We start from the raw sequence: 17,396 nt of genomic DNA, 5'->3' as shown, positions 1-17,396 counted from the left end.
ACATGCCTGTATTGCGTGCTGAATATAAAAGGGGACGTTAGCTGTCTTGGGCCTGGGTCAGACTGATATACAAGGTCAGCGATTGCCCCGGTAACAAATACTTGTCTTTGGAAAGTCCGTTCCAGGTCAGAATGTCGTTGATCTTGACGCGAAAGCGCTGGGCAATTTTTTCGAGTGAATCGCCGCTGACCACTTCATAGCCCATTTTTTTAACGGTTCGATTTTGCGCGAGTGGCGACTTAATGGTGAGTTTTTGACCCACGCGAATAAAATCTTTTTCGCCAAGGCTATTCCAGCGTTTGAGATCTTTTACCCCAACCTGAAAACGCTGGGCGATATGGCTCAAGGTGTCTCCGGATTTAACCTTGTAAACCTGATGGCGGCCAGCCAGCATTTCCGGTGCGTAATAATCCAGTTCGACCCGGCTGGGAACCAATAGGGTTTGTCCGCTGCGGATCAGGTCGCCTTTAAGCTGGTTGATGCTTTTCAGCTCTTTAAGGCTGATATTGTTTCTGGCGGCGATGCCGCCAAGGGTGTCGTTGCTGGCCACTTTATAGCGGCGCCATTCCACTCTGGGAGTGCTTAGGTTTTCTAAGCCGGTTTCAAATGCACTTTGGCTTTCGAGTGGCAGTAGCAGGCGGCTGGGGCCGCGAGGCGGTGTTAAATTGCGGTTAAAACCGGGGTTGAGATGGTACAGCTTGTCGAGGCTGATATTGGCAAGGTCAGCGGCTTGTTTTAAATCGATTTGACCGTCGGTGTCGACAATCACAAATTGCGGAATATTAGGGGTGTCGGGCAGGTTAAGTTTGAATTCGCGCGGATCGTTAAAGATCTGCACCATCGCTAGCCACTTGGGCACATATTGTTGGGTTTCTGCGGGTAGTTCAAGCGACCAAAAATCTACCGGCAGGCCCTGTTGTCGGTTTTTCGCCATCGCTCGGTGAACCGTGCGAGCGCCGCTATTATAAGCGGCAAGGGTCAGCAGCCAATCGCCGTCAAAGCGTTGGTTTAAATCCGATAAATAATCCAGTGCGGCCTCGGTAGAATCAATCACATCGCGGCGGCCGTCGTACCACCAGTCATTCTGTAGCTCCAAATGCTCGGCGGTTTGCGGAACAATCTGCCACAAGCCGGCCGCTTTGCCACTGGAATAGGCGAAGGGGTCATAGGCGCTTTCGACTAGAGGTAGCAGCGCAAGATCGGCGGGCATTCCTTTTTCTTCAAGCCGCCAAAGAATGTAGTGCATGTATCGGGCGGCGCGCTTGCTGACTCGGTCGAGATAATAAGAGTGCTTGTCGTACCAATCGGCAATTTCGGCCACTTCTTCATGCTGGGTTTGGTCGGTAAAGGTTAATTCGGCACTGAGACGTTTCCACACCGAGGAATATTTTGGCGCGGCATGGCTATGTGTAGCGATTCCGCTGATCAACAGGAACAGGAAAACGTGCCAGCAAATCGGCTTTGAAATTAAGGGATGTCGCATGGAAGATAAAAAACCTAAAACTCGTTCTTCCACTGTCGCAGGGCAGTGAAGATTTCAGTTTCTGTGGGTTTATCGAGCTTTCCATGTTCGATAACACGTTGCTGTAATTCTGGGCTATGACTGCGTAAAAACGGATTGGTTGCCAGTTCAACATCAATCTTTGAAGGTACCGTAGGAATTCCCTGTTCACGGCTTTGACTGTCTTTTTCGAATCTTGCTTGCAGCGCAGTATTACCGGGTTCGGCGGCTAAGGCAAAATTCAGGTTTGCGAGGGTATATTCGTGAGCACAATACACCGCTGTGCTGGCGGGGAGTCTCGCGAGTTTTTCCAGCGAGGCTTTCATTTGTGGCGGAGTGCCTTCAAAAATACGACCACAGCCGCCGGCAAATAATGTGTCGCCACAAAATAGAATGGGTTCGCCGACTTCCGGCTCACAAAAATAAGCAATGTGATCTAAGGTGTGGCCCGGTACAGCGAGCACGGAAAAGGTTAGGTCGAAGACGCTGATTTGATCGCCATCGCTCAATCTATGCTCAATGCTTTCAACGCCATTATCGGGGCCGTAGACTGTTGCTTGGGGCCAGCGTGCGAGCAGGGCAGCAATACCATCGACATGGTCGAAATGATGGTGGGTGACAAGAATGGCCGAGAGCGTGAGATTCTGTTGTTCGAGAAAAGCCAAAACCGGAGCCGCATCGCCGGGATCGACAACGGCGGCCTGCGTGCCTGCGTTGAGACACCAGATGTAATTATCGTTAAAAGCCGGAATCGGTCTAATGGCAACAGAATTTGTCATAATTAGGGCAAAGGCTATTACAATAAACTTTTGCTGAGTCCAAACTGAATGAGACCAAGCACACAATAAGCGGACGGTTATACATATTGCACAAGCCTTGCAAAAATGTATAGCAGTCGAAATTGCAATATTATACCCCCTGAGAGAGCGCTATGAGTCAATGGCGAAGCCAGCACGCACCAGATGCCCTGTTGCCGGCACTGCGGCAGTGGTTTACCACGCCCTTGGGCAGAACCGTGCTTAATGATGAGCTTCCTCTGATTAATCAGGCAGTTAGCGATTATCGAGGGCCGGGGCGACACCTGCTTAAATTGAGCGCCATTCCCGAGCGGGTACCGCTTAATAGCTTGCCGGGGCATACCCGACAATTTCACTTAGGCAGCCTTAATCAATACGGTTATAGCCAAGTGCTGGATGCTATTGGCGACTTCCATCAACTCCCCGTCGCCAATGAATCCCAAGATATCGTACTGCTGCATCATCTGATCGAGTTTGTTGAAAATCCACACCGGGTTCTCAGGGAAGTGGAGCGGGTCATCACCCCCCACGGCAAGCTGGTGGTTTGTGTGATTAACCCTTACTCCTTGCTGGCCTGCCGGAGCATTTTGGGGCGTTTCAAACGCAGCCCCATGTGGCAAAACCATATGCTAAGTATTGGTCGAATTCAGGACTGGTTGTCGCTGCTAGGCTTCGAGCTTGACGGGGTTTCTTACGGATTTCACCGCCTGCCAGTAAATCGCCCGACGTTTTTTCTTGACCACAAGTGTGCCAGCAGTAAGCTGCCGATGGGCGGTGTTTATGTGTTGACTGCAACCAAATATCGCGCGCCCTTAACCCCGTCAATGGACGCCCAACAAGTGCGCAGCAATGTGCTGCGTCACCCGGTATTGGGGGCCACCCGCAATTGGAAACCGGTTCCGAAAAATTAAGATGTCGAATAGCAAACCTAGTAGCACGCAGAATGTAGAAATTTTTACCGATGGCGCCTGCAAAGGTAATCCCGGCCCCGGCGGCTGGGGTGTTTTGCTGCGTTATCAGGGTACAGAAAAGCCGCTTTATGGCGGTGAAGCCAATACCACCAATAATCGCATGGAACTCACGGCTGCAATCGAGGGCCTGAAAGCGCTCAAGCGCTCCTGCCAAGTCACGCTCACCACCGACTCGCAATATGTTCGACAAGGAATTACCGAATGGATGCCGAACTGGAAGGCGAGGGGCTGGAAAACTGCGTCAAAGCAGCCGGTGAAAAATGCGGATTTATGGAAATTGCTCGATGAACAGAGTAGCCGCCACCAAGTTGATTGGAAATGGGTAAAAGGCCATAGCGGGCATCGTGAAAATGAAATTGCAGATCAATTAGCCAATCGTGGCATCGAAGAGCTTTAATAAAGGCAAATAATGAGACAGATCGTACTCGATACCGAAACCACCGGCCTTGATCCCTCGCAAGGTCATAAAATCATCGAAATTGGTTGCGTCGAGCTGGTTAACCGCAAATTAACCGGACGCCACTACCACCAATACATCAATCCCGAGCGCGAAGTAGAGGCTGGCGCGATTGAGGTGCATGGCATTACCAATGAAATGCTGGCGGACAAGCCAGTTTTTTCAAGCATTGCCGACGAGTTTCTTGAGTTTGTGCGCGGTGCCGAACTGGTGATTCACAATGCGCCATTCGATGTGGGCTTTCTCAATGCCGAGCTGCGGCAGCTCAGCCGCCCCATGCCGGCCATTGCAGATATTTGCGGTGTTATTGACACTCTAGTCATGGCGCGCCAGAAACATCCGGGGCAGCGCAATACCCTGGATGCCTTGTGCCAGCGTTATTACGTTGATAACTCCCAGCGCGACTTGCACGGCGCTTTGCTCGATGCTGAAATTCTCGCCGATGTTTATCTGGTAATGACCGGTGGCCAGACCAAGTTAGCGCTGGCAGGCGATGGCGGTGAAGATCAAGGCGGGGCCGGCAGCGGTGATATTCAGCGGCTCTCATCAAACAGAACGCCACTGCGAGTATTGAGCGCAACGGCGGCTGAGTTAGAGGCCCACGATGAGCAACTACAAATTATTGATAAAGCGAGTGGCGGCAACACCTTATGGCGTTAATGCCTGTTTTTGTCCAATTCTCTGAGCTGGAACACAATTAAAAGGTCGGTTTCGCCACAAAACTGCAATTTGCCGCTGTGTCACTTCGGTAAAAAATGATAAACATAGCCGAAGTCCTTAATCACAAACCTTTTTTGTGCGAGAAAAACGGTGCAGTTGGATACAAATATCAATAGCCAATCCTTTGGCCTTGTTGCTGATGAGTTGAACAGCACGCTGCAACAAGCGACCCATGTTTTTGAAAGCTACCTTGCCGAGCGTCATGACCTTGGTCTTATTCGTCAGTGCGAAATGGAGTTGCGCCAAATTGGCGGCACCCTGCGTCTGTTGGAAGTTCCCGGTGCCGCGTTGCTGGCCGATGAAATGCGCAATCTCTGCGGAGCTGTGTTGCAAGACGAGGGCGAGCATATCGAAGCCAAGCTCAATGCCTTGAGTACCGCCTTTTTTATCTTGCCGCGCTATTTGGAATTTATCCAAAGTCGCGGATCCGATGTGCCGCTCATGGCCATCACCTATGCCAACGATCTGCGGGTTTTACACGGCCAGTTGCCCTTGTTTGATGGCTACTTCAATGCCACCGATGGCTGGCTGTTAAGCCGCGATGTCAAACTCAAAGTCCGTTCACAGGCGCTGGAAAATAAAGCCTTCGACAACGCCTTAAAGCCGATTCGTCAGTTATTTCAAACCGGCTTGCTGGGCTTGTTGCGAGACAGCCAGCCAGAAATGCAGTTCACCATAATGAACCGTGCTCTGCGCCGTTTATGCGCCATCCTGCCCAATGGACAAGCGCAAACCTTTTGGCTGCTGGCGTCCTCAGTGCTGGAGTGTTTTATCCAACAAGGGCTGAGTCTTTCGCCTCACCGCAAACGGCTTTTCTCGGGTTTGGAAGGTTTGCTGCGCGGCAGCAGTAGTGAGGATCTTCGTTTAAATCCGATTCTTGAACATGAAATCGTTTTTCTGCTTCAGCTCTCAGCTTGGCAGGAGGGCATGGGCGGAAAACTGCTCAAAGCGGCCAAGCTCACCCCAACCACGCTCAATGACCAGCAAATAGACGATCTGCGCCGGCAGATGCTGGGTATCAATTACGAAACCGTTTCCACCGTGCTACAGGAGCTTCGGGTCGAGCTGCGTCACGGCAAAGATATGCTGGAGCTGCTCACCCAGCACCAGCGTAGCGACGAAGATGAAATTCTGCCGCTTACCAGCCTGCTAACCCAGATTGGCGAAGTGCTGAAGGTTTTAAATCTTCCAAGCTTGGGTGAAACCCTTGCCAGCTATGCCGCTAAATTAAAGGGCTTAATTGGCAGCGATTTGTCGGTGCATTTTGGCGAGCTAGAATCGCTGGCTGAAACCTTGTTATTTATCGATAACAGCCTTGCCCAAATTGACCGCCGCAAGCTCAATTATTCCGACTTGGATAACTTAACCCTTGAAGCGCGGGAAAATATCAATGTTGCCAGCCTCGTTGATGAGGCCAAACTGCTGGCCATTGCTGAATCAAAAGATGCAGTAACCATGGCGAAGCGCGCCATTGCCTCCTATATTGAATCAGGGCTTGATGTAGGGCATATCACCAATCTGCCGCAAACCTTGAATAGCGTTCGGGGATTCTTTGCCATCGTCCAGCTGCCAAAAGCAGAAGCTATTGGTCGGCAGGCGGTAAACTTCATCAAGCATTATCTTGAAACAGAAGAAACGGATTTAAGCCAGCAGCAACACGCAAGATCCTTAGAGATGCTGGCTGATGCCTTGATTAGTTTGGAGTATTACTTGGCTGATATGGAACGTCATCATCTCGGAGACGAGAAAATTTTGCAGATTGCTGAGCAAAGCCTGACCGAGCTTGGCTTTCCGCCTCGTGCTGCCGCATGAATGATATAAGTCTTGAACAAATTCTTCTAATCGCAAGCGGCATCAGTGTCGTTTTTGCGACCTTCGCGCTGCTGTCATTATTGCGCCGCCCCAAATTTTCCGGTGTGGTGTTACTGGTTTTTGCGCCCCTGAGTGTCGGCTTTGTGATATTGACGCAGGATGTGTTCAGCTACCGTAATTTAGCGGATGAACAGCGGGTTGCCCGCGTTATCGTCACCTTGGATGACGCCGATGGGGTTGTGCAAGCCTTTCCGCGTTACACACTGAGCCTCAGTGTTCCCGAGCAAGAAACCCGTCATTTCACCTTGCTGGGTGATCAATGGCAATTGGAGGGTAGGGTGTTGCGTTGGGATTTACCCTTCGCCCGGCTTGGCGTGACGAATTTGGTGAAGTTGGAGCGCTTGTCTAATCGTTATCAGAACATCAACTTTCAGCGTCAGGAAGATAAAATTTACTACGCTATTACCAGCACCAGCTTGGTTGATACCTGGCCCATCCTGCGTAAAGCAGAATTTTTGAAAGAATGGGTTGAGGTCGATTACGGCAATGCGGTGTTTGCGCCGTTGACCGATGGTGCCGCTTATGGCGTTTTTTTAGGTCGCAGTGGCTTGTTTATCCGCCCGGATAATCCTATCGCTAGTAAGTCTCTGAAAGACTGGTCTGCTTGACAGACGAAGCCACATCCCCAAAATAGGCTGTCTTCTCGAATATCTGGAGTTTCTTCTTGAGCTTTCTCGCTGAATACGGCCTGTTTCTGGCCAAGTCTGTTACCGTTCTCGTGGTTTTTGTCGTCATTATCGGCGCTTTTATTTCTCTCAGTCAGCGCACTCGTCGCGACAATGAAGATGGCCATATTGAGATCACCGCCTTGCACAAACGTTTTGAAGATTGGCAAGACCTTGCTAATTACTCGGTTATGACCGAGCAGCAATACAAAGATCTACATAAAGAAAAGAAAAAGAAAGAAAAGCAGGAACACAAAAGCGCCAAGGCGAAAAGCAAAAATAAGGAAGAGCACAGCGCCGATAAAAAGCGCCTCTATGTTTTGGACTTTAACGGTGATATTAAGGCGTCTGAAGTCGCTGCACTTCGCCATGAAATCACCGCGATTTTGACCGTGGTTCGCCCCGAAGATGAAATTTTATTGCGCCTAGAAAGCCCCGGTGGTTTGGTTCACAGCTATGGCTTGGCGGCGTCTCAATTGCAGCGAATCCGCGACAAGAATATTGAACTGACCATCGCCATTGATGAAGTGGCGGCCAGCGGCGGTTATATGATGGCCTGTACAGGCACGCGCTTGATTGCCGCGCCTTTTGCCGTGATCGGCTCAATCGGTGTTATTGCGCAATTGCCAAACGTACATCGGCTACTCAAAAAACACGACATTGATGTAGAGCTTCATACCGCTGGCGAATTCAAACGCACGCTGACAATGGTGGGTGAGAATACTGAAGCCGGCCGCAAAAAGTTTGTCGAAGAACTGGAAGATACTCACTCATTGTTCAAAGACTTTGTCGGCCATCATCGCCCCAATCTCAATATGGCTGAGATCGCTACGGGGGAAGTTTGGTACGGTCAACGCGCGCTGGATAAGGGCTTGATCGACGCCTTGCAAACCAGCGATGACTATCTGCTCAGCCAGTGGCCGGACAAAGAAATTTACCAAGTGAAATTCCGCCAAAAACGCAGCCTGCAAGAGCGTTTAGGTTTGGCCGCAGAAGCTGCCGTGGAACGTGGCAGCTGGAAGTTGCTGGAGAAGTTTCGCGATAGTCGATTCTTTAGTTAAGCGCCCATAAAGAGCCAAAAGGTTTTTAGCTTGAGCAGAGAAACTAAGCAGTCCGCCACGCTTCCCAAGTGCCTAAACAAAAGTCTTAGGAAAGGGATGCGGCAGGCGGGTTTAAGCCGCCGTGAAATCCTTATCATTGCGCTGGTGGTCTGCGTTGGTCTGTATTGGTATGTCATCGGGCTGGTTCCCCGACTAGATGAAGCTAGAGACGCCAAAGCCAGGCAAGACCTTAATCGTATCAATCTCGCCCTGCAAAAATACAAGCTGGATAATCAACATTACCCGGTGCAGGAGCGAGGCTTAAATGCACTGTTTGAAGTTGGGCCTGAAGACAAGCCGAGCTGGAACGGGCCTTATCTGGCCCGCTTAAAACTCATTGTTGATCCTTGGGGGCGGGCTTATCAGTATCTGTTAGCCGATGATGGTCTCAGCGTTACGGTCACGTCCCTTGGTGCCGATGGTAAAGCCGGCGGAAACGATTCCAATGCGGATATTTTGCTGCGTATCCACACGCCGGAATAAGGCTAACAAAATCCGTTTCGGTTAAGTTTTCATTCAGTTCTCGGCGGCCATACTGCATTCCACAAACACAGGAGTGCTATCCATGTCGCGCAATAAACTACTTCCTTTTAGCTTGCTATTACTGCTGCCGGTGGCTAGCGAGGCGGGCAGTCATCTCCATAACAGCTATGGTCATGACAGTTATGGCCGTTCAAGCTATCACTCTAGTCGCAGCCATCAACCATCCGCTTATTTCTTCGGCGGTGTCTCAGTCACTCAGTTTGATTTTGGTGTTGATGAATACCAATACAGCTTCGGCGACCGATCTCAGTCGGATATATCCACAAACTCTGATTCAACCGGTGGTCGCATCGGCTTTGGCTTGCAACTTAGCCAGAATCTCGCGTTTGAACTGGGGTATGTGAATCTTGGCGATCTTTCTTCCGAGGCGTTTTCCGATGGCAGCAATGTTGCCACGGGAGGTTTCGCTCCGGGCAATGTCTTTATGGATGGCGATTTGAGCGGCGCAACATTGGGCCTGCGTTTAAGCACGCCTATGTCAGAGCCTGTCGGATTCTTTACCCGTGTGGGTCTCTATGGCTGGGAATTTGATGGCGTACTGGAAGATTCTCAAGACCGTGGCCGCTTTACCGTGACCGGCACCGATGTCTACCTTGGTTTAGGCCTTCGCTTGGCAATGGCAGACAATGCCGATGTTCAGCTTTCCTATGATTACTACCCGCTGGAAGCGGAAGATAAGTCTATGGATTTTGCGGCCGATACCGTTTCGCTAGACTTTGTTCTGCGCTTTTAAGGCGTTCTCCTCTAGATGGGGGTTGTGAACAAACGGTAATGGGGTTTTGCTTACAGATTGATATTATCTCTTGATACAAGCACAGGGCAGTGCGCTTCCATAATATTAATCAGAAGGCGAAATCGTGTTACTGGAGTTCACTGTAAACGGTGTTCCTCACCGTGTAGATACTGACCCCGAGCAGCCACTACTGTGGTTGCTGCGCGAACAATTGCAATTAACCGGAACCAAGTTTGGCTGCGGCATGGGTTTGTGTGGCGCTTGCACTGTGCATATTGATGGCGCGCCAATGCGCAGTTGCACACTGCCTGCGGTTGCCGCTCAAGGGCGTGTGGTTACAACCATAGAAGGCATTGGTGTGGCAAATGGCGAATTGCACCCGGTGCAATCCGCTTGGCTGCTCATGAACGTGCCGCAATGCGGTTACTGCCAATCCGGCCAAGTTATGTCGGCGGTCGCACTGCTTAATTCAAACCCGAAACCTTCTGACGACGATATCGACAATGCGATGTCGGGCAATCTTTGTCGCTGCGGTACCTATCCTCGTATACGGGCTGCGATTCACCTGGCTGCCAGCGAAATACAGGCGGTAAGTTACTACGATCCACGGGAGCAAGGCTTAGATCAGGAGCGTTCCTCATGAGCGTAGATCGTCGTCTATTCTTAAAACTCAGTGCGCTTGCTGGCGGTGGCCTCATGCTGGGCTTTACACTACCAGCTTGTAGCAGCAAACCTTCGGGCTTTCCTAATCAACACGCCGGCGCTCTGCAAGCCAATGCTTTTCTGCAATTAACGCAGCAAGGCCAATTTATTTTGCAATTGCACCGGGCGGAAATGGGGCAGGGGGTGTATACCGGCATGGCCACTTTGGCCGCCGAAGAACTGGATCTTTCGCCAGAACAATTGCAGATCGAGCACGCGCAATATCACCCGGATTTTGCCGACCCTGAGATGAAGCTCATGCTCACCGGCGGTAGCTCAAGTATTCGCAATAGCTATCACATTGTTCGCGAGGCGGCAGCAAGTTTTGCTCACATACTGCGGCTCGCGGCCACGCAGCTAGATGCCAATTTAAATACCAGCCAAGCCTTGCCTGAGCTGTTGTCCGCTGTAAAACAGGGCGGTGCTTGGGCGGAATACCTTGTCCTTGCTGGTCAGATTTCCGCGCCTGATGAGATCGTGCTGAAATCCCCAAAAGATTTTCAGCAAATTGGCCAGCACAACCAACGCCTCGATGCGCTAGATAAAATCACCGGCAAAGCCCAGTACGCCATGGATGTGCAGGTGCCCAATGCACTGGATGCCGTGCTTTTGCGCTGCCCACAACTTGGCGGCAAGGTCTTAAGCTTTAAGGCAGAAACGGCGCTTGCCAGCTCGAATGTGGTCAAAATTATTGAAGTGACCGATGGAATTGCGGTTATTGCCAAGGGTTACTGGTATGCGCGTAAAGCCGCAAAACTGGTGCAGATAGAATGGCAAACCGACGCGGCGGCAAAGCTGAATACGGCGGAGTTGTTGATCGAACGGCAACACCTGCTTGATACCGAGGAGGGCTATGAGGCCGAGGAAATTGGCAACAAAAAAGACGCTGTTGGCGAGCGTTTTGAGGCGCAATACGAAGTGCCTTATCTCGCCCATGCTTGCATGGAGCCGCTATCTGCTATTGCCGATGTGTCAGCACACAAAGTTACCCTCTGGGCCGGCAATCAGGCGCCTGATGTTGTGATTGGCGCGGTGGCAAAAGCGACCGGTATTGATAAATCATTAATTAGCTTCCACAACCAAATGCTGGGCGGCGGTTTTGGTCGCAAAACCCTGCCGGACTACATTGTGCAAGCGGCACTGATTTCTCAGGCGGCGGGAATGCCAATACGCCTGCAGTGGAGCCGGGAAGAAGATATTCAGCATGATTATTACCGCCCCAGCGCCACCGCTAGATTAAGCGCCACCATTGCTGAAAATAATCCAACAAGCCTGCACAGTCGAGTTTCTTCACCCAGCGTGCTTGGGTCTTATTTACCTGCTGTTGCAACCGGCTTACTGCCCGGCTGGCTGCCGGAATCGCTGCCTAATTTTGCGGCGGGAGTCACCGCCAAACGGGATTATTCCTCAACCGAAGGTTTAACCCATTCGCCATATCAATTCGCCTACAAACGCTGCGATTATGTGTTGCAAAAACAGGCGATGCCGGTGGGGTATTGGCGCTCTGTGGGCCACTCGCAAAACGCGTTTTTTCTAGAAAGTTTTATTGATGAGTTGGCGCATCGGTGTCAGCAAGATCCGCTCGCATTTCGCCGCCATTTAATGGCCGAAGATGAGGCACATACCCGGGTATTAAATGCATTGGAATCACTGTCTCGCTGGGGGCAGCTCGAAGCCAATCAGTTTCAAGGTGTGGCAATACATAAGAGTTTTGGCACCATTGTGGGTGAAGTCTTAACCCTCTCTAAGGGGCAGAATGGTTTGGTTATTGAGCGCGTAGACTGCGTGGTGGACTGCGGCTTGGTCATCAACCCAGACATCGTCATTGCCCAAATGGAGAGCGGCATTATTTTTGGTCTAACCGCTGCCTTGAAAGGCAAAATCGATGTGATTGACGGTGCCGTTCAACAAAGTAATTTCCATGATTATCCCTTGCTTCGTCTCAATGAATCACCGCAAATTCGGGTGCGTATTTTAGACAGCGAACAAGCGCCACAAGGGGTGGGAGAGCCGGCAACGCCACCTATCGCCCCCGCATTAGCTAATGCACTGTTTGCTGCGACTGGGAAACGTCAACGCGCTTTACCATTGAGCATGGCATAATGCGGTCTTCTCACATGAAATTAAGATACTGATTAATGACGGCAAACAAAGCAGAAGGCATTCGTTACCCCTATTCAGAGCCCCCCAAAAAAGGGGAGTGGATTGAAGTTGCGCAGGGCGTGTACTGGCTACAAATGGCTCTGCCAATGGCCTTGGATCATATCAATCTGTATGTGATTGAAGATGATCAAGGCTGGTGGATTGTCGATACCGGCATGAAGTGGGGCGACACCCAAGAGCGCTGGCAGTTACTTTTTGACGGGCCAATGCAGGGTAAGCCTTTGCTGGGCGTTATTTGCACGCATCTGCATCCAGATCATATTGGTCAGGCGGGATGGTTGTGCAAAACCTGGAAGGTGCCGCTGTGCATGAGTATTGGTGAATATCTCAGCGCCCGTACGATGACCGCACCAGCGCCCAATGGCGAGCCCAATTGGGCCTTGATTCAGCACTTTATTCGCTCCGGTATTCCTGAGCAAACCGTGCAACAAATGGCCAGCAAATTTCAGGGCTTTGGTGACATCGTCGAACCGTTGCCAAGAAGCTACCGCCGTCTGAGAGACGGCCAAACCCTGTCTATCGGCGGACGTGAATGGCAAGTCATGATCGGCAGCGGTCATTCCCCCGAGCACGTGTGTTTATACGATGCCCGTGATCATATTTTGCTGTCAGGCGATCAAATTATTCCGCGCATTACCTCGAACGTCAGTGTTATGCCCACCGAGCCCGAGGCAAACCCGCTGGTCGACTGGTTTAATTCACTGCGTCGTTTTCGTGCTGAATTGCCCGAAGATACCTTGATTTTGCCTGCCCATAATGCTCCGTTCTATGGCGCTCATTACCGTTTGGAACACCTGATTGCGCACCATGAGAGTCATCTTGCGGCAATTGAAAAAGCCTGTGCAGAACAGCCCAAAACGGCCTTGGAATTGTTTCCGGTTTTGTTTGAACGTGAGGTTGGGGTACATGAAATGCCGCTGGCGCTGGGTGAGGCTGTAGCGCATTTACATTATTTGTATGAGCTGGGAAGGCTTGAGCGAGAACTCCACGAAGATGGTGCTTATCGTTATCACAGTGTCGATCTTGAGCATTGCCCGTATACCCAAACCGAAGCCGGCTCGCCGTTACCCATTGAAGTGTAAAGCCGCGTTGCGCGAACGCCGCTAGCTGAACGTTTTTGTCTATTCGCTGGCGGCTTGTGCCATTGTTCCGAGCCGCGCCAAAGCGAACAATCTAATAATAATTACTGAACAAGGATTACCGGCATGGCCATGCCCACCGATATCAAAGTCATTGATCTAATGCTAAGCATTCCCGGCGAAGACAACAGCCAGTGGTACGAATTTATGAAACCGCTGCTGATGGACGAAGAAAGTCGCATGATGTTCAAAATGCCGGCGCAATACATGTTTAAGGATATTCCGGATACCGGCAAGAAAGAGGATTACATCGCCTACACGCTTGAGCAAATGGATAAACACAATATCCAAATGGCCATGTTGGGCGTAGATGATGGCAGTGAAGGCGCGAAGGAAGCCCTGCGCAAACACCCGGATCGCTTTTGCGCCTCACTGGAAGTGAATCCCAATAACGGCATGGAAGAAGTCCGTAAAATTGTTCGCTTTTACGAAGAATATAACCTGAAGGCGGTTACCGGATTTGCTTCAGGCCTTTGCCCACAAGTGCCCTATAACGATAAAAAGTGGTATCCCATCTATGCCAAATGCGTAGAGTTGGATATTCCGTTCTGCCCCTGTGTTGGCGTGCCGGGGCCGCGCCTGCCAATGGCGCCGCAAAAGGTTGAGCTGCTCGACGAGGTTTGTTGGTTTTTCCCTGAGCTTCGCGTGGTGATGCGTCACGGTGCTGAGCCGTGGGAAAAGTTGGCGTGGAAGCTGATGCTGAAATACCCCAATCTCTATTACATGACCAGCGCCTTTGCGCCCAAGCACTACCCGGAAGAAATTATTAATTTCGCCAATACCCGTGGTGCCGACAAAATCATGTACGCCGGTTATTTTCCAATGGGCTTGTCCTTAGATCGGATCTTTAAAGATATGCCTAATGTGCCTTTTAAAGACGAAGTCTGGCCCAAGTTTTTGAACGAAAACGCGCGCAAGGTATTCAAGCTCGACTGATTGAGGCATAAGACAATGGCGCTGTCACTTCAGGAAATATCTGACCGTCTTGAAATTCAAGACATGCTTTTTGACTATGCCGACTGCATTGATCGGCAAGACATTCAAGCGCTGCGTAATATCTTCACCGAAGATGCGCATATCGACTACAGCGCCTTTGGTGGTACGGTAGGTGATCTGGAAACGACGCTAGATTTTCTGGAACAAGCGCTGCCTGCGTTTAGCAATACCCAGCACCTTAATGCCAATATTCAGATTAAGGTAAATGGCGACCAAGCACAGGGTAGGGTGATGTGTTTTAACCCTATGGAAATGCCGGTCGGAGAAGACCGGCAGGTGTTTATGTTGGGGCTGTGGTATATCGATCAATACCGCCGGACCCCGGAGGGTTGGCGGATTAGTGAGCGCCGCGAGCAGCGCAGTTGGGTATTTAATGTGCCAGACTTTATGGGTTTGGCGGTACAAAACTAATCACCGTATCGCCAGACTGAAAGCGCCGTTTCGTTTCCGTTATCCACTCCAATTTTCCATTGGCCGGAATCACCGCCAATTGCGATGCCTGTTCAGGAAGCTGCGCCTGAAAATCCGCTTCTGTAAAAGTCTCGGTGATGGTGGTTTTACGCAAACTCCAGCCGCGCACCAGGCGCGTCCACAATTCGCCATAGGACAGCTTACCGGTAAAGGCGGTTAAGCCCCGCAAATTTTCAGAAACGCTTTTAGACGCCTTATCATCGCCCAGTGCCCACAATTGAAATACCCGGTGGCGACCAATATGCGGCGCAAAATGATTACAAACCATAGCGTTGTAATGGCTATTGCCGGTTGCCGCTAAGACGGTATAAATATTGTCCAGCGTCATATCCTCTTCCGCTTGTTCAGAAAGAATTTCGCCGTACCAGGTTTCAATGCCTTGCTGTCGCGCGGATTGTAAACGTCCCCATTCTGTATCCGCCAAAATCACATCTTGACCAATTTTTTTCAGGGTTAAAGAAAGTTCGGTAGACCAAGGCGAGGCACCGACAATTAAGATGCGACCCTTTGCCGTTGAGCGCAGTTTCAGAAATTTGCTCAGTGGCGCCAAGGTGAAGCCATGCAAAATCACCGTGGCAAAAATCAGCATAAACACCGCAGGCACCAGCAGTGCTGCATCTTCAAAACCGGCTTCAACCAAGTCAGGGGCAAAGGCACCAGCGGAGGCTGCCGCGACCACACCGCGTGGTGCAATCCAACCGATTATTGCCCGTTCCTGCCAACTACACCCGGTATTGATGGTCGATAGCCATACCGTCACCGGGCGCACAATCACCAAAAAGCCTGCCACCATCAGCACCAAACGCCAATGAATAGCGTGCAACGTTTCAGTGGTGAGGGACGCGGTAAGTACAACAAACAAAAACGACACCAGAATCAGCGTGAGATATTCCTTGAAGCGCCGCATTTCCTCCAGACTACGCAGGCGTAGATTGCCCATCACCACACCCATCAAGGTGGTGGCTAGCAGACCGGATTCGTGCTGAATTAAATCAGACAGAGCGTATACCGCGAGAACGGTGGCGATAATGGTGGGCGCTTTAAGATATTCGGGAACCCAGCCACGGCGAAAGAATCGGGCCAGTGTCCATGCGGCACCACCGCCCATCACGCAGGCGCTGGCAACGGCAAATGCGAGATTACCCAGCACCGCACCTAGTGCCGAACCTTCACCGGAATACAGCAGGTATTGATACACCAATACCGCCAACAGAACCCCGGTGGGGTCATTGATAATGCCTTCCCATTTCAGATAAGAAGCGGTGCGACGATTCAGCTTGGCGTGTTTAAGCATGGGCATGATCACCGTAGGCCCGGTGACCACCAAAATCGCGCCGAGGAGGGCGGCAATGCCCCAATCAAGTCCGCCAATATAGTGAGCGCAAGCGGTGCCTAATCCCCAGGCAATAATCACCCCAATCGTAATTAAGCGGCGCGTTACCTTGGCGGTATCGCGAAGCTCATGAATCCGTAAATTAAGTCCGCCCTCAAACAGAATAATGGCGACAAACAGGGGGACAACGGCGTGCAAACCTTCGCCAAATAGCGCGTTTATATCTAGCCAACCACTTACTGGGCCGAGAAACAAACCGCCGATGGCTAATAAAACAATTGCAGGTAGCCTCACACGCCAGGCCAACCACTGACAGAAAATACCTAATACTAAAATTGCTACGAGCGCGTGCGTCAAAATGAAGCTTCCTTTTTCATTAACTGATTACTAAAAACCACACCGAGATCCTGCTTTTATTACGAATCCTTCCGCATTGTTACCCAATCTCTGTGCAAGGGCGGTAAGTCTATCTAATAACAGGCTTTCTTGGCGAATATGCGTTGCTATAAATGGCGATTTTCGTTAGAGTAGCCGCCCTCAAAACAGGAGCGGCGCGCCGTTTTCCTATTCGTTTTGAGACGTTTTGCCGTAGGTTCCGAACAGGTCTGCGTGCGAACCAGTTTTAAGGTGAGGTGTCCGAGCAGGCCGATTCGGAGCTTCAGCGGAGAAAGCGCCTTTAGGCGTTAACGAGCACGCCAGCGTGCGAACCAGTTCTAGCTAAGTTACCTGGAATTGGCACAGAAAAGTTTTATGGTGAGGTGTCCGAGCAGGCCGATTCGGAGCTTCAGCGGAGAAAACGCCTTTAGGCGTTAACGAGCACGCCAGCGTGCGAACCAGTTCTAGCTAAGTTACCTGGAATTGGCACAGAAAAGTTTTATGGTGAGGTGTCCGAGCAGGCCGATTCGGAGCTTCAGCGGAGAAAACGCCTTTAGGCGTTAACGAGCACGCCAGCGTGCGAACCAGTTCTAGCTAAGTCAGCGGAATTGGCACAGAAAAGTTTAATGGTGAGGTGTCCGAGTGGCCGAAGGAGCACGCCTGGAAAGTGTGTATACGGAAACGTATCGAGGGTTCGACTCCCTCCCTCACCGCCATCTAAGAGCCCCTGAATTTTCAGGGGCTTTTTTTTGCTTCTTGTTTTTGCTCTTTCTGAGTCGCATCTTTAAGTTGGTATGTCGTTGCTGACTTGATATTTATTCTTTCTAGGTATCAGTTCACAGTTATTCCTCTGTGAAT

General features: G+C 50.8%; 16 protein-coding genes and 1 tRNA gene. 14 read left to right on the top strand and 3 right to left on the bottom strand.

The genetic code is table 11. The features are described 5' to 3' along the window. Positions 1 to 37 precede the first annotated feature (37 nt). Both IB286_RS12860 and gloB read right to left on the bottom strand, forming a co-directional pair. Positions 38 to 1,483, bottom strand: a complete 1,446-nt coding sequence (locus tag IB286_RS12860; protein WP_190766204.1) for a LysM peptidoglycan-binding domain-containing protein — start codon at positions 1,481 to 1,483, stop codon at positions 38 to 40. A gap of 14 nt (positions 1,484 to 1,497) precedes the next feature. Next, entirely contained in the window at positions 1,498 to 2,280 is a 783-nt protein-coding gene (gloB, locus tag IB286_RS12855; RefSeq protein ID WP_190766202.1) for a hydroxyacylglutathione hydrolase, read from the bottom strand. Between the two features lie 152 nt (positions 2,281 to 2,432). Between gloB and IB286_RS12850 the strand changes: the two genes are divergently transcribed. From IB286_RS12850 to IB286_RS12790, 13 genes are all read left to right on the top strand, one after another. Next, positions 2,433 to 3,209 carry a class I SAM-dependent methyltransferase gene (locus tag IB286_RS12850; protein ID WP_190766200.1) on the top strand — a complete coding sequence of 259 codons (777 nt, stop codon included), beginning with the start codon at positions 2,433 to 2,435 and terminating at the stop codon, positions 3,207 to 3,209. 1 nt (position 3,210) lies between these two features. After that, entirely contained in the window at positions 3,211 to 3,666 is a 456-nt protein-coding gene (gene rnhA / locus IB286_RS12845) for a ribonuclease HI (RefSeq protein WP_190766198.1), read from the top strand. Between the two features lie 12 nt (positions 3,667 to 3,678). Further along, on the top strand, positions 3,679 to 4,386 hold the full coding sequence (gene dnaQ, locus IB286_RS12840) for a DNA polymerase III subunit epsilon (RefSeq protein ID WP_190766196.1): 708 nt from the start codon (positions 3,679 to 3,681) through the stop codon (positions 4,384 to 4,386). 150 nt (positions 4,387 to 4,536) lie between these two features. Continuing rightward, positions 4,537 to 6,258, top strand: coding sequence for a hypothetical protein (locus IB286_RS12835; RefSeq protein ID WP_190766194.1), 1,722 nt, complete (start codon positions 4,537 to 4,539; stop codon positions 6,256 to 6,258). Further along, complete coding sequence (locus IB286_RS12830; protein WP_190766192.1) at positions 6,255 to 6,926, top strand: hypothetical protein; 672 nt, start codon at positions 6,255 to 6,257, stop codon at positions 6,924 to 6,926. Before IB286_RS12835 ends, IB286_RS12830 begins: the two co-directional genes overlap by 4 nt. A 56-nt stretch (positions 6,927 to 6,982) precedes the next feature. Beyond that, a complete protein-coding gene (sohB, locus tag IB286_RS12825) occupies positions 6,983 to 8,044 on the top strand; it encodes a protease SohB (protein ID WP_190766190.1) in 1,062 nt (353 codons plus the stop codon). A 96-nt stretch (positions 8,045 to 8,140) separates the two neighbouring features. Then, positions 8,141 to 8,566: a type II secretion system major pseudopilin GspG gene (gspG, locus tag IB286_RS12820; protein ID WP_190766188.1), complete on the top strand. Its 426-nt coding sequence runs from the start codon at positions 8,141 to 8,143 to the stop codon at positions 8,564 to 8,566. An 82-nt stretch (positions 8,567 to 8,648) separates the two neighbouring features. Continuing rightward, positions 8,649 to 9,359, top strand: coding sequence for an outer membrane beta-barrel protein (locus IB286_RS12815; RefSeq protein ID WP_190766186.1), 711 nt, complete (start codon positions 8,649 to 8,651; stop codon positions 9,357 to 9,359). Between the two features lie 121 nt (positions 9,360 to 9,480). Beyond that, complete coding sequence (locus IB286_RS12810; RefSeq protein WP_190766325.1) at positions 9,481 to 10,002, top strand: (2Fe-2S)-binding protein; 522 nt, start codon at positions 9,481 to 9,483, stop codon at positions 10,000 to 10,002. Further along, positions 9,999 to 12,164: a xanthine dehydrogenase family protein molybdopterin-binding subunit gene (locus IB286_RS12805; protein ID WP_190766184.1), complete on the top strand. Its 2,166-nt coding sequence runs from the start codon at positions 9,999 to 10,001 to the stop codon at positions 12,162 to 12,164. Before IB286_RS12810 ends, IB286_RS12805 begins: the two co-directional genes overlap by 4 nt. A 35-nt stretch (positions 12,165 to 12,199) precedes the next feature. After that, the gene (locus IB286_RS12800; protein WP_190766182.1) at positions 12,200 to 13,306 is read left to right on the top strand and encodes an MBL fold metallo-hydrolase; all 1,107 of its coding nucleotides are present in this window, start codon (positions 12,200 to 12,202) and stop codon (positions 13,304 to 13,306) included. A gap of 123 nt (positions 13,307 to 13,429) precedes the next feature. Beyond that, positions 13,430 to 14,299, top strand: a complete 870-nt coding sequence (locus tag IB286_RS12795) for an amidohydrolase family protein (RefSeq protein WP_190766180.1) — start codon at positions 13,430 to 13,432, stop codon at positions 14,297 to 14,299. A 15-nt stretch (positions 14,300 to 14,314) separates the two neighbouring features. After that, positions 14,315 to 14,770, top strand: a complete 456-nt coding sequence (locus IB286_RS12790; RefSeq protein ID WP_190766178.1) for a nuclear transport factor 2 family protein — start codon at positions 14,315 to 14,317, stop codon at positions 14,768 to 14,770. Here the strand turns inward: IB286_RS12790 and IB286_RS12785 are convergent. Beyond that, positions 14,745 to 16,520, bottom strand: coding sequence for a cation:proton antiporter (locus tag IB286_RS12785; RefSeq protein ID WP_190766176.1), 1,776 nt, complete (start codon positions 16,518 to 16,520; stop codon positions 14,745 to 14,747). The two genes, IB286_RS12790 and IB286_RS12785, sit on opposite strands and share 26 nt — an antisense overlap. 646 nt (positions 16,521 to 17,166) lie before the next feature. Here IB286_RS12785 and IB286_RS12780 point away from each other — a divergent pair. Further along, a tRNA-Ser gene (locus tag IB286_RS12780) sits at positions 17,167 to 17,254 on the top strand. The last annotated feature ends 142 nt before the right edge of the window (positions 17,255 to 17,396 follow it).

The sequence above is a fragment of the Spongiibacter pelagi genome, from assembly GCF_014705705.1.
In the GTDB taxonomy this organism is placed as follows: Bacteria; Pseudomonadota; Gammaproteobacteria; order Pseudomonadales; family Spongiibacteraceae; genus Spongiibacter; species Spongiibacter pelagi.
This window is presented reverse-complemented; position numbering and strand designations above follow the sequence as displayed.

Bases quoted from the DNA above. Each gene is read 5' to 3' on its own strand.
- IB286_RS12860 (WP_190766204.1), bottom strand. From the start codon at position 1,483: ATGCGACATCCCTTAATTTCAAAGCCGATTTGCTGGCACGTTTTCCTG.
- gloB (WP_190766202.1), bottom strand. From the start codon at position 2,280: ATGACAAATTCTGTTGCCATTAGACCGATTCCGGCTTTTAACGATAAT.
- IB286_RS12850 (WP_190766200.1), top strand. From the start codon at position 2,433: ATGAGTCAATGGCGAAGCCAGCACGCACCAGATGCCCTGTTGCCGGCA.
- rnhA (WP_190766198.1), top strand. From the start codon at position 3,211: ATGTCGAATAGCAAACCTAGTAGCACGCAGAATGTAGAAATTTTTACC.
- dnaQ (WP_190766196.1), top strand. From the start codon at position 3,679: ATGAGACAGATCGTACTCGATACCGAAACCACCGGCCTTGATCCCTCG.
- IB286_RS12830 (WP_190766192.1), top strand. From the start codon at position 6,255: ATGAATGATATAAGTCTTGAACAAATTCTTCTAATCGCAAGCGGCATC.
- gspG (WP_190766188.1), top strand. From the start codon at position 8,141: ATGCGGCAGGCGGGTTTAAGCCGCCGTGAAATCCTTATCATTGCGCTG.
- IB286_RS12815 (WP_190766186.1), top strand. From the start codon at position 8,649: ATGTCGCGCAATAAACTACTTCCTTTTAGCTTGCTATTACTGCTGCCG.
- IB286_RS12805 (WP_190766184.1), top strand. From the start codon at position 9,999: ATGAGCGTAGATCGTCGTCTATTCTTAAAACTCAGTGCGCTTGCTGGC.
- IB286_RS12800 (WP_190766182.1), top strand. From the start codon at position 12,200: ATGACGGCAAACAAAGCAGAAGGCATTCGTTACCCCTATTCAGAGCCC.
- IB286_RS12795 (WP_190766180.1), top strand. From the start codon at position 13,430: ATGGCCATGCCCACCGATATCAAAGTCATTGATCTAATGCTAAGCATT.
- IB286_RS12790 (WP_190766178.1), top strand. From the start codon at position 14,315: ATGGCGCTGTCACTTCAGGAAATATCTGACCGTCTTGAAATTCAAGAC.